This is a genomic window from Candidatus Enterovibrio altilux (genome assembly GCF_002381345.1).
GTDB lineage: Bacteria > Pseudomonadota > Gammaproteobacteria > Enterobacterales > Vibrionaceae > Enterovibrio > Enterovibrio altilux.
Genome location: NZ_CP020663.1, coordinates 242,738 through 255,893, shown reverse-complemented (window position 1 = coordinate 255,893; position 13,156 = coordinate 242,738). Strand labels below are relative to the sequence as shown.

Here is a 13,156-nt window from a genome sequence, read left to right as displayed (position 1 = left end):
ACATTATCTAAGATAATATTACAATTAATTTCAAGAATAAGAGGAAAATTTTGCATGGTTAATCAGAAGCGGATCCTAGTGGTGGATGACGATTTTGAAATCCGTGAGCTGCTTCAAGAGTACTTGTCTAAAGCGGGTTATAATCTAAGTACCGCCAGAGCGGACCAGAAATGAAAGCAAAGTTAGCCGTGCAATATCCGGAGCTTATCTTGCTCGATGTCATGCTACTAGGCGATCACGGATTTACGCTGTGTAAATATATTTGCCAATACTCCAGTGTGCCTATCATCATGTTAACGGCAGTATCAGATGAGACAGATCAAATTGTTGGTTTGGAACTTGGTGCGGATGACTATATAGCAAAGCCATTTAGCCCACGTCAACTAGTTGCACGCATTCGAGCTTTGTTACGGCGCACACAGCAACTGCAAGAAACTACCATGTCTAAACCTAAAGCCATTCGTTTTGCTCGGTGGCGTTTGGATACCAGTACACAGTCTTTAAATCATCAAGTGACAGGCCAAGATGTTGAAATGACATCATCTGATTTTGCTTTATTTATGTTATTCATAGAAAATCCACAACAATTGATGGAGAGGAATGCTATATCAAATGCAACGCGTGGTCGTGAAACAAAACGGCAAGAACGCGGTATTGATGTACAAGTGAGCCGACTACGCCAGCGACTCAAAGATAATGGTCGCCAATCAACCATTATTAAAATAGTACGTGGCAATGGCTACATTTTTATTGCAGATATTACTTATGAACCTTAAGCAATATTTTTGGCCTCGTTCACTTCTTTCGCGAACTCTGATTCTTACTGTACTGTCTGTGTTTATCGCACAGACAGTTGCAAGTATGTTTTGGTACACACAATCGAAGCAGCGAAAAGTTGAAGGCTTAAAAGCTGCGTCAGAAAGTATAGCGCAAATGTTTGCCTCAACCACTTCTTTTTTCCAATCACTACCTGTTGAATATCGGCATATTGCGTTAGATCAACTACGAAATATGGGTGGTGCTCGTTTCTTTGTTTCATTTAATACCGAAGAAATTCATATTGAGCCGCTTCCTGATACTATTGAAAAGCGCGAAGCGGTTTCCACCATCCAAAAGGTATTACAGAAAAAATTGCTCAACGTTCAAACCATTAAGGTGAACTTCTCTCGGCCTGAAACCTCACGCGTTCTCAACAACCACTTGTTCCTAACTTATTTACCCAAATCATGGGCATACCACACCTTAAGCTTAGAACCACTGAACTCAGCCATTCTTGTCATTCAAATTGAATTAATGAAAAATCAGTGGGTTTACATCGCTACTGTGCTTTCAGCGCCCTACATCACTCTTGAAAACGAAATTGTAAATGCAGAACAATTTGTTTTTTTCATTACAATTACTACACTACTGCTGGTTTTTTCTTTCATTTTGATACGTAATCAAACACGTCCGCTTAAACGTTTAGCGCAAGCTGCTAACCGTTTCAGTACAGATATTGAACAACCTGAGCTTGTTGAAGAAGGTGCCGCAGAGATTATTGCGGTAACGCGTGCTTTTAATTTGATGCAAAAGCGTCTTCAGTGTTATATGGATGATCGAAAAAAACTGTTTGGTGCAATTTCACATGATTTAAAAACACCTATTACTCGCTTACGCCTACGCGCAGAATTAATTGATGATAAAACGCAAGCAATTAAAATCAATAGAGACCTTGATGAACTGGAAATTATGGTAAAAGGAGCTATTCAAACAGTAAAAGAAACGGATATCCATGAAAATATTACTCAAATAGATGTACTTAATATTCTCATAAGTATTGCTGAAATCCATAATCAACGGCATCAACGAGTATTGATTAGTGGAAAACAAACACTGCCATTTAGCGGTAAGCACCTTGCCTTCAAACGTTGTCTCACTAATATTATTGATAACGGCGTGCAATATGGAGATGAAGTCACCATATATATCCATGACAACGAAAAGTTTTTCGAAATTACACTTTGTGATAACGGTCCGGGAATTCCACAAAAATATTTGAAGAAGGTGTTCGATCCCTATTTCCGCCTTCATACTGACTTACATGGCACTGGACTTGGCCTAGGCATTGCTAAAAATATTATTCACGCTCATGGTGGTGACATAATTTTATCTAATCGTTCATCCGGTGGACTCCAAATCAATATTTCTTTCCCCAAGGTAGAATAATGAAATATGTACCACTTTTTCTTGCGGCTTTACTGTCGTTCCTTGTCGTAGCGAATATAAACAACAATATAGATTTCAATAACGGCGTTGAAGTCCTTCACTGGTGGACAAATTATGGAGAAGCACTAGCTTTAAGCTTGTTGAAAAAAATATAGGCAAAAAGTCATCATTGGAAGATTCTGTTATTTCAGGTTTTGTAGGCAAAAAGTTATTAATGCTCTTCGAATACGTGTTCTTTCTGGCAACCTTCCAAACGTATAGCAGATAAAAAGTTCTGAAGTTTAATAATGGTGGCGTACTGACTTTCTTGCTCCATTGGATGATGCAGTCGCAGAATAATATTGAGAAGAATTAACACTCTACACAGTAGCTGGTTACCTGAAGGTTAATGATCCGTGTGTTACTGTCCTTGTTAATATTCACCGTGTTAATTTATTTTTAGCAAATTCAGACATCTTCAAAAAGCGGGCATAGAATTATCTCCAAACATTAGAGGATTTTTTCATTGCTGCAGATAAGGTTAAGGCAGCAGGTTATATCCCACTCACCTTAGGAAGAGAACTTTGACAGGAAACAACATCATTTGAAGTAATCGGCCTAGCCTCAATGGGGTCGGTCGGAGGCATTCATAAAAGCATTTATAAAATAAAATTTTAATGTGCTGGTAAGCGACATGTGCTAAAAAATCTATTCATTATACACCGCATCAAACAGTATGCAGACTCATATTTTCCAGATTAACGGTAGGCCACAATGCAAATGACGGGAGATTGGGTGAAAGGTAAATTTTTAACAGCCAATAAAATTGAAGACAAAGATTTTGTATGTATGTCATCCACTGAAACCATCAACCAATTTTCGTGCAGCATTGATGGCTTTGTATTTTTCAGAGGCAGTGACCTGCAAAAAAATCAGGCGCAAAAAGTACTCTCGAAACTAATATTGAAATCAGAGTTTCAGTGAAAGTTTCACCATTCTAAAGGTTCTATCCCTGTGCGCGTTCATGTAGATATGACAAATTTTAATGCATGTGCAAAAGACTCCATGTAGACATTTATTTGTGCTGTTACTACGAATAATCTCGTGGGAAGCCTTTCTCACAATATGGTTCTTGGTCATGCCTCACCGATAGCATTATTTAATATTATATAATGTTTTTTTAACGACGAAAATACTGATATTGATGAAACCATGTGCTAGATACGCACCGCCGTTTTTGTAGATAGACTAACTTTACTTTCTAATTGGAGTCAGATAGCAAATTCCAAAATGACTAACGATTAAATAATTATGTTTATTTTAGACATACCTAACCTTGTCAGCTTATTTAACGCTTTATCATGGCATAAGTTTCACTAATCTGAGCATTGTGATCTCTTAAGTTAAACGTTTCACCGAGGAGTTGTTTAATTCAAAACATTGTTGTCTCTGATAGAGAATGTTTATGGTAAGCATATTTTATTTTCTAATGTTGATTGGAACCGTATAACTTCTGGTAACTGACTATTAAATTGCGCGGATGGTCGCATTTTCAAATAGTGGCTCCTTTTTTTAGTGGGATGAGTGGAACCGTTCGTTTAATGCGAATGGGTTCGTAATATTGTTTGGTGTCGTAAGCACCATCGGCTGATGTTTCATTGATTTTTTAGCAGGCCTGTTTGAGTAAGCTAGATAGCACTTCACCGCCAGCCACATTTAATGCACTTAACTTAGCAGCAATGATTTCATGCGTATCTATATTTACCACTAAATGTAACTTGCGCTAGATTTGCTGTTTTTCACCACGACTATCTTTTGTGCTTTTCATTCGCTTTCACCATAGATTTTGAATTCGGTAGAATCAATAGTTAAGTGCTGGATGATCCCTATATTTTTTGTTTTGAACGTGACATTAACCGTTTTGGTTCGTTTACTAATGCGTGAATAGTGAGGACATGACAATGGTAGTTGAGTAAGCTAAAAAACAGAATTAATGAATCCTTGCAGATCTTTCAATGATATTGAAAATACGCATGTAACTATGAGGGTTGTCGTAGTGGCTAGATCGCTAAAGAAACTAGGTCTTTCATGATTATTCTGCTTAGTTTGATTTCATAGTGAAATAGCTTTTTCATCAATTCAAAATCTTAGTGACCACGATTGATTAAAACTTGATAATACTGCTTTTAGCTAGCTATTTAGAGCGTACATTGAACACTGAGTTCTCTGATTTAGGAAATAAAATCAAAACTTATGTCATGATAAAAACATTAAATAAGCTGACCGAGCTATAGGTATGCTAGAAACGAAAGCAATCGTCGAATAGTTAATCATGTTGAAACTTATTACTTGAATTCGAATGAGACAATAAAGCTCGAACATAAAATTTATTTCACCTCAGATGTTTGCAAAGCTTTTGCTTCCTTTGCGCGGCATGCAGCAGCGGTAAAAAGCACATCAGTAGAACTGTTCAATGCAGTCTCTGCAGAATCTTGAATTACACTAATGATGAAACCAACAGCAACAACCTGCATTGTAATATCATTTGGAATACCAAACAGTTTACAGGAAAGCGGGATCAATAGGAGAGAACCACCAGCAATACCAGATACACCACATGCAGATACTGCAGCAATAATACTTAAAAGAATAGCAGTTGCAAGGTCTATTTGAATGCCCAGTGTGTGTACGGCTGCCAGTGTTAGCACCGTAATGGTAATTGCAGCACCTTCCATATTAATGGTTGCACCTAACGGAATTGATATTAAATACGTGTTTTTATCTAGTTTTAGTTTGTTACAAAGCTGCATGTTAACAGGAATATTAGCCGCTGAACTGCGCGTAAAAAATGCGGTTACGCCGCTCTCTCGTATGCATTGAAATACCAGTGGGTAAGGGTTGGTATGCGTTTTTAAGTAAACAATCAGTGGGTTCACCACCAAAGCAATGAGCATCATGCTACCCAAAAGTACAACCAGTAAGTGAGCATAGCCAACTAGGGCATCAAATCCAATGTCAGCGAAAGTGTCAGCAACTAGACCAATAATACCAATAGGTGCCAATTTAATAATAAAACAAACGATAAATGAGACACTTTCTGCGATGTCACCAAACACTGTTTTTGTTGTATCTGATGCATGGTGGAGAGCAATACCCAAACCCACGGCCCAAGCCAGAATTCCGATGAAGTTACCCGTTATTAATGCGTTGATTGGGTTATCAACTACATTAAGAAGCAGAATTGAAATAACTTGTACAATCCCTTCGGGTGGGGAATTGATTATTTTTGACGTTATTAGCGTTAATTCTGTCGGGAACAAAAAGCTCATGAGTACAGCAGTGAGCGCTGCTGCAAATGTGCCAATAAAGTAAAGAGTGATAACAGGCCGAAGATGGGTATGTTGACCTTTTTTTTGGTTAGCGATTGATGCTGCGACCAATACGAAAACTAAAATTGGTGCGACTGCTTTTAATGCGTTAATGAATAAATCACCAAGAAAGCCTATGGCTTTTGCGCTGTCAGGAAAAAAACTAGCTAGAACAATACCAGCTCCAATACTGACCAGTATTTGTGCTACTAGACTGGTATTCGTCACACGTGCTAAAGTAAATTGTCTTTGCTTCATAATTTTCATTACACTGAAATGATTCACACTTGGATTAAATCAGGTGAAGAACTACTCTGTAAAGCGGAATTTGAAACAAAATATTACGATAAATTATATAAACTTCATTATAGTTTATATTTTCCTCTGAAAGTTAACGGTGGCCACTGTGATAATTATTCAAAAGAAAAGCAGTATACTACACTCGGTTTAATCAATCGCATACATGATCTTTGCAAGTGATAGCCGACATACAACACCAATATATGCGCATTATCTGCGTAAGACGGGAAAAGCTTTACTTCCTAAATTAGGGAACTAAAGTCCTTATTAGTTAAAGATTCTTAGTTGTTGAAATATGAATAATAGCCGACGGATTATTGAATATGCGAATGTTTATTACCCCCTTTAATTGGGGAGGTCAATAAAAATCATTGACGTGGCATCTTCTCACTTTATAATTTAGTATTATATCTGTATTAAACTTGAACTAAATGCGCTCTTAGCTCAGATGGATAGAGCAACGATCTTCTAAGTCGTAGGTCACAGGTTCGAATCCTGTAGGGCGTGCCATCAAATTCAAAAATCAAGAAATTTTAATTCTCTAGCTTTGTATGCAAGGAGTGTGTCGGGCATTTTATTATATATTCCTGCTAATTTTTAGGATTTGGTTGTTTTTTAATTGAACCTCCCTAAGGGAGTACAAAGGATTAGATTCACTGTCTCAATGTGTTAAATATACAATATTTGGTTGGCTTTGTTTCTTAATTTGAGTTCAGATGGCATGTTTCAACATAATTAATGATTAAACAATCGTTTTCGTTTTAAGTATACTTAGCCCTGTTAGCTAATTTAACGCTTGTAGCATGCTATAAATTTTTTAATCTGAGCATTGTAATCCCTTAGGTTCAGCGTCCTTTTTAGTAGTTTTTAACCCGAACTATTGTTATTTTTATTAGCTAAAAAATCGGATTATGTCTTATGTAGAGTTGAGCAAAGCTCAATTAATTTGGTTATAATCGCGCATAATATCCCTCCGAATCCCTTCCCATGAATCAATATTTAGCAATGACCCCTCGTGGCATTGAAAATTTATTTGAAATAGAACTTGAGCAATGTGGTGCAAGCAACAGTAAAGTGATTAATGCTGGTGTTCATTTTCGTACTGATGAAAAGAGACTGTAGACTTGCTATCTTTGGAACCGCACTGCATTACGCTTCATTCTTGTTCTTAGTGAATCTGATGTATGTGATGACATGGATCTGTATCTGGGCGTAACTGCTATTAACTGGCCTACATATTTTAGTGAAAATAAGCGTATTTTTGTCAATTTTAATGGTAGAAATAACGAAATCCGAAACAGCCAGAACGGCATACTAAAAGTTACAGGTGCTATTGTTAGCTGTTTCGTGAAAACGGATTGAGATCGCCCAAGCATCGATTGTGAACTGCTTGATCTTCGTATGCATGTGCGTTTATCGAGAAAGACGGGTATGTGAGGTATTGATATGGTTGGTAGTAGCTTGCACCAACGTGTCTATTGTGCTGAAATTGGTCTAGTATCATTACGCGTAACCAATGCCGCTGCACTTGTAATAGAAAGCGGTTGGACATTGGAGCTGTCATTGTTTAATCCAATGTATGGTTTAGCTACTGTATTGACAGAAGCCGCAATGATGGCAGCTCAAGTTGCACTAGGTCTAAAACGTAAACATTGAAGTTTTGAATCATTGCGTTCATTTAACTGTGAGCTGTGGATGGAAGTGTATGCTGGAGTAACGTTCAAATCGAAAAATGGACCAGCTACATGTAAAATGCATCTCTTTGATTATGACAATGATGTCCGTATACTTGAAATTGCTAAATCAAATGTATACTATACTGGTGTCTATGACTTGATCTTATTTGCACTACGTGATGTTGCCGAGCTGATGAAACTAGACGGTTTTAAAACGGGTCATGTCATTTTTAACCCGTCATATGGCGACCGCCATGGTACAATATCTGACTTAATTACACTGTATACTCGGTTGAGTGTGCAACTACAAACGGAATGCAAAGGATCAGTCATCTCTATCTATTCAGGTTCATATGAATTGCTTAGCTGTATTAAAATGCAGACAAAAAGTAAATGTAAGTTACATAATGGCACACTAAATTGTATGCTGAAAACCTGCCAGATTACTGCCCACAGGAAAGCTGTTATCACTGAAAGTCATAAAATGGTTGCGCCTGAATTTTTGAATAGACTTCGTAAAAACATTAAAAAATTTGAAAAGTGGGCTAAAAAGCAAGATATTGAATGCTACCGCTTATACTATGCAGATTTGCCTGATTATAATGTTGCTATTGATCGCTATAAAAATTACATAATTATTCAAGAATACGCAGCACCTAGAACAATTTCGAAGAAAACGGCACGTTGTCGGCTGTTGGATATTGTTCGTGCATCTATCGCCGTGACTGGCGTTAATGCTAACAATATAATTTTGAAAAAACGTGAAAAGCAAAAAGGCGCAAACCAGTATCAGAAGCTGAGTGAAGCAAAGCGCTTCATGAATGTTATGGAATACGGTGTTAAGTTAGAAGTAAACCTTCAAGACTATATTGATACGGGTTTGTTCTTGGATCACCGCAATATTCGTAAGATGTTAGGTGAAAAAGCAGCTGGTAAAAAATTTTTGAACTTGTTTGCGTATACAGGAGCAGCTACGGTGCATGCGGCTACTGGTGGCGCTAAATCGACAACAACAGTGGATATGTCTAAGACGTACCTTGCTTGGGCTGAGCGTAACATGCAGTTAAATCACAAAGTAGGGCACCAACATCAGTATATTCAAACAGATTGTTTGAAATGGTTGTCTATGGCTTCTGGCCAGTATGATCTTATTTTTATCAATCCACCGACTTTTTCTAATTCTAAACGTATGGAAGATACGTTTGATGTTCAGCGTGACTATTTGAAGGTAATGGTTGCCTTAAAACGTCTTCTTCGTGTAAATGGTGAAATTGTGTTTTCAAATAATAAGCGCAACTTCAAAATAGATCTTGAAAAGTTAAACGAAATAGGCTTGTTTGCTAAAAACATTACTAAAGGCTTAATACCTTTGGATTTTGAACGTAATAAATATATTAATAACTGCTGGCTCATGACTCACATGAAGGTTCATGACCTTAGTGTTTTATAGTATGAGAACTTATTTATTGCATACTAAGACGCATTGTAAATGTTTTATGTATTGATGATTTCAGGCCATACTATGAACTATAGGAGTGTTTCTAACCGCTAACCGCTAACCAAAATAGAAACTCACCATTCAGTACGATAAAATTTATGATGGTAGAGCGTATTATCGTATAATAAGAGGTACTTCTTACTTTCTAAAGTTGGAATATAGCAATGATTTTTCAGGTGTTACGTATCCATGAAATAATGGTTCTATGTCACGTTAAAAAGGCCTTATTTCTTAATCGAGTTCAGGTAACCAATTTCAACATGACTAATAATTGAATAATCGCTTTCATGTTAGGCATACCTAGCCCTGTCAGCTTAGGTAACACTTTTATCATGGCGTCGGTTTTGCTAATCTGAGTTGTGTGCTTCTTTAGACTCAATGTTCCTATCAGTGGTTTTTTGATTCGAACCATTGCTGTCTCTGCTATGGAATGTTTATGGTAACCGGCTTTATTTCCTAAATAAGGAAACTAAATTTTTAATCAATACACCAAGCAGTTAGGCTCACTTAAATATTCGGGTTTATGAACAATCTTCGTTACAAAACAACTAATTGGAAGTAGTATAATCAAGCTTTAATCAATCGTGGCTTACTTACATTTTGGATTGATGAAAAGCTATTCAGTTATGGAATCAAATTAAGCAGGATAATCATGAAAAATTTCGATTATTTCGTGACTTAACGATTACAACTGTGCTCATAGTTAAATATGCATTTTCAATGTGATTTAGAGGTCTGCAAGGATTAATTAATCCTGTTTTTAAACTTGTTCCACTGCCATTATTATGTCCTCACTATTCATGTATTAGCAAGCGAGCCAAAATGATTAACGTCACGTTCAAGACGAAGATTAGAAGAATAAAGGAAGCATACAGCACTTAGCCATTCATTTTACGGGGCTCAACGTTTACGGTGAAGAAGAATGGAAAGTGAAAAAATATAGTATTGATGGAAAATGGCGAATCTACCACAAATTACATTTAGTGGTAGATATGAATACGCATGAAATTATTGCTACTGAGTTAAGTGCATCTAAATGTGACTGATGGTGAAGTGCTACTTAGCTTGCTTAAACAGACCTGCCGAAAAATTAATAAAATATCAGCCGACGGTGCTTACGAAACCAGACAATGTGACGGAACCGTTCGTATTAAACGAGTGGTTCCACTAATACCACCAATAAAAGGAGCCACTTTTTGGGGACGAGGTTATCCGCGTCATTTAACGGTCAGTTGCCAGAAATTATACGGTTCCAATGAGCATTGAAAAATAAAGTATGATTACCATAAATATTCTCTATTAAAGACGGCAAGGTTTCGTGTCAAAACGTTACTTGGAGGGACATTGAACTTAAAAGATCATAATGCTCATATTAGCGAGATTTACGCCATGATAAAAGTCTTAAATAAGTTGATAAGACTAGGTATGCTTAAAACGAAAGCGATGGTCTAATAGTTCATCATGCTGTGATTTGCTATCTGAACTCGCATTAGGAAACAAAGCAGCCTACCCAGCTCAAGCAACAAAATGACGCGTGAATGGATATGTAAAGGGCAAAATAAAGTTGTAAAATAATGGATAATTGTAGTCATATTAATTTTACTGGGGCCAGAAATTTTGCGATATTGGTGGTTCCGTGGTCTGCAAGTATGAAAAAATAAGTAATAAAAATATTATGAAAATTTTTAGTAAACTGAGAAAATTACCTATTAATTCATCAGTTTTATATTGCTTTCAATGTCGCAGGACATTATCAGCATAACTTAGTCAAAGGTACGGCATTTGTTTGCAATATTGAGCTTCACTACTATTTTCCTTATAGTCTACGTTTTAGCCCAATAGAGTGACTATGAAAGATGATGAGTGCACATTTAAAAAACAACGTTTACTTTCAAAGTGAATGTTCTTTTAAAGTAACTTTTGAATAATTTTTTACTGTGCTTTTTTCAGAGCTTATAGATTATTTGATCTCTAGAACAAATGACAAATTTTAAGTATTCAAGCCTGAATTTTAACATTGATAGAGTATACTAAGCCATGAAAAATATTATAATATCCAACTATATTAAAAAAGTAACATTTGTTGATATGATATTTTTACGTTATGACATCACTATTTCAGTACTATATCTTCAACATGAAGGCAATTTAGTTCCCAATTTACGAGGTTTGCTCTTTGGTTTCTTTAAGTTTAAAACATGGCTAGATATACATGTCATTGATTAATATAACTAACGCCCAACTTGCGTACGGCGATAATCCGCTACTTAATAAAACGGCATTTATTCTTCAACCCGGTGAGCGTGTGTGTTTGGTGGGCCGTAATGGGACCGGTAAATCAACACTGATGAAAGTTATATACGGCACGGTTCAGCTAGATGATGGTAGCATTAACCGTAAGCAAAATTTGAAAGTATCTTGTCTTGAACAAGATCCTCCGCGTAATGTAGTAGGCACGGTTATTGATTACGTTGCTGAGGGACTGGCTGAAGTGGGGAAAATTCTTAAAGAATACCATGAACTTCTTGGTTATATGGAAACGGATTCGAGTGAAAAGGAGATTAATCGTTTAGCACGTGTGCAAGATCAACTTGATCATAGCGGAGGATGGCATTTTGAAAACCAAATTACGCAAGTATTGCATGACCTGAAATTAGAGGGTAATAAAAAGCTTGCTGAGTTGTCGGGAGGTTGGCAGCGTAAAGCCGCACTAGCGCGTGCGTTAGTGTGCGATCCTGATATTCTTCTGCTTGATGAGCCAACGAACCATTTGGATGTGGCAACCATTATGTGGTTAGAAAATTTTCTCAAAATTTTTAAAGGTTCAATCATTTTTATCTCACACGATCGTGCATTTATCCGCTCAATGGCAACACGCATCGTGGATCTTGATCGCGGCATACTTTCTTCTTGGCCGGGTAATTATGACATGTATCTCGAAGGTAAAGAAGAAGCGCTACGTGTAGAAGCAGAACAAAATATTTTATTTGATAAAAAGTTGGCACAAGGAGAAACGTGGATTCGTCAAGGCATTAAAGCTCGTCGTACCCGTAATGAAGGACGAGTTCGAGCACTGAAAAAGCTGCGTCGCGAACGTTCTGAGCGCATTGACATGCTTGGGAATGTAAATATTCAACTTGACGATGGTTTTCGTTCTGGAAAAATTATTTTTGAAGCGAAGCACATTAGTTATCGATTGGGTAAAATGCGTCTTATTGATGATTTTAGCTTCAATGTAATGCGTGGTGATCGCATTGCTCTAATTGGCCCGAACGGTTGTGGCAAGAGTACTTTGCTTAAAGTGATGCTAAAGCAGCTGAAAACTGATACCGGTAAGTTACACGTAGGTACAAAGTTAAATATTGGTTACTTTGATCAGTATCGTGAAACGTTAGATCCAAATAAAACAGTGATCGATAACCTCGCAGAAGGTAAATTGGAAGTTAATATTGGTGGACGCCAGCGCCATGTACTTGGATATCTACAAGATTTTTTATTTCATCCTAGTCGCGCTCGTACTCCAGTGAAAGCTTTATCTGGTGGTGAAAAAAACCGTCTTCTATTGGCTCGTTTATTCCTCAGACCTACTAACTTATTGGTGCTAGATGAGCCAACCAATGATTTGGATATCGAAACTCTGGAACTGTTAGAAGAATTACTTGCCAACTATCAGGGCACCTTACTATTAGCGAGTCACGATCGTCAATTCGTTGATAACACTGTAACACATAGCTGGGTTTTTGAAGGTGATGGAATTATTTTCAAATGTATTGGTGGCTATCATGACGCACTTCAACAACGAGAGAATTATTTAAAGGCTACTGAAACAAATGAACTGAAGACAGTGAAAGCACCAGTTGCATCTGTGTTGCCTAAAAAAAACGGAAACCAAAAATGTATGTAAAAAACGGTCTTATAAGTTACAAAGAGAGCTTGTAGTACTTCAACAAATTTTTGAAAACTTAGAAAATGAAATTTTGCGTGTGCAGGAGTTAATTAATAATCCTGCATTCTTCCAGCGAAGTAATGATGGAACACAGCTTATGCTGCAAAAATTGAGTGAAACAGAAACTGAATTAAAAGTTGTTTTTAAACGTTGGGAAGAACTTGGAGAGATGCAAAAGGAATAG

Annotated in this window: 4 protein-coding genes, 1 tRNA gene and 5 pseudogenes; 7 read left to right on the top strand and 3 right to left on the bottom strand. The window is 36.9% G+C overall.

Going from position 1 to position 13,156, the window contains the following annotated elements:
* The first annotated feature begins 54 nt into the window (after nt 1–54).
* From BTN50_RS08765 to BTN50_RS08755, 3 genes and pseudogenes are all read left to right on the top strand, one after another.
* Nucleotides 55–776 (top strand): annotated as a pseudogene (locus BTN50_RS08765) (response regulator).
* A complete protein-coding gene (locus BTN50_RS08760) occupies nt 766–2,205 on the top strand; it encodes an ATP-binding protein (protein ID WP_096619892.1) in 1,440 nt (479 codons plus the stop codon). The pseudogene BTN50_RS08765 and the gene BTN50_RS08760 overlap by 11 nt, the downstream one beginning before the upstream one ends.
* A 753-nt stretch (nt 2,206–2,958) precedes the next feature.
* A complete protein-coding gene (locus BTN50_RS08755; RefSeq protein WP_096619890.1) occupies nt 2,959–3,168 on the top strand; it encodes a hypothetical protein in 210 nt (69 codons plus the stop codon).
* A gap of 317 nt (nt 3,169–3,485) precedes the next feature.
* Here the strand turns inward: BTN50_RS08755 and BTN50_RS08750 are convergent.
* Together BTN50_RS08750 and sstT are read right to left on the bottom strand one after the other, a co-directional pair.
* Nucleotides 3,486–4,349: pseudogene (locus BTN50_RS08750) on the bottom strand (IS5 family transposase).
* 222 nt (nt 4,350–4,571) lie between these two features.
* Complete coding sequence (gene sstT / locus BTN50_RS08745) at nt 4,572–5,810, bottom strand: serine/threonine transporter SstT (RefSeq protein WP_096619888.1); 1,239 nt, start codon at nt 5,808–5,810, stop codon at nt 4,572–4,574.
* Nucleotides 5,811–6,285: 475 nt separating this feature from the next.
* On the opposite strand from sstT, the gene BTN50_RS08740 reads away from it, so the two are divergent.
* Together BTN50_RS08740 and rlmKL are read left to right on the top strand one after the other, a co-directional pair.
* Nucleotides 6,286–6,362 (top strand) — tRNA-Arg (locus BTN50_RS08740).
* 477 nt (nt 6,363–6,839) lie between these two features.
* A pseudogene (gene rlmKL, locus BTN50_RS08735) lies at nt 6,840–8,978 on the top strand (bifunctional 23S rRNA (guanine(2069)-N(7))-methyltransferase RlmK/23S rRNA (guanine(2445)-N(2))-methyltransferase RlmL).
* Between the two features lie 289 nt (nt 8,979–9,267).
* Here the strand turns inward: rlmKL and BTN50_RS10305 are convergent.
* Entirely contained in the window at nt 9,268–9,438 is a 171-nt protein-coding gene (locus tag BTN50_RS10305) for a hypothetical protein (protein ID WP_161493009.1), read from the bottom strand.
* A gap of 165 nt (nt 9,439–9,603) precedes the next feature.
* Between BTN50_RS10305 and BTN50_RS08730 the strand changes: the two are divergent.
* Both BTN50_RS08730 and uup read left to right on the top strand, forming a co-directional pair.
* A pseudogene (locus BTN50_RS08730) lies at nt 9,604–10,478 on the top strand (IS5 family transposase).
* A gap of 760 nt (nt 10,479–11,238) precedes the next feature.
* Nucleotides 11,239–13,156 (top strand): annotated as a pseudogene (uup, locus tag BTN50_RS08720) (ATP-binding cassette ATPase Uup).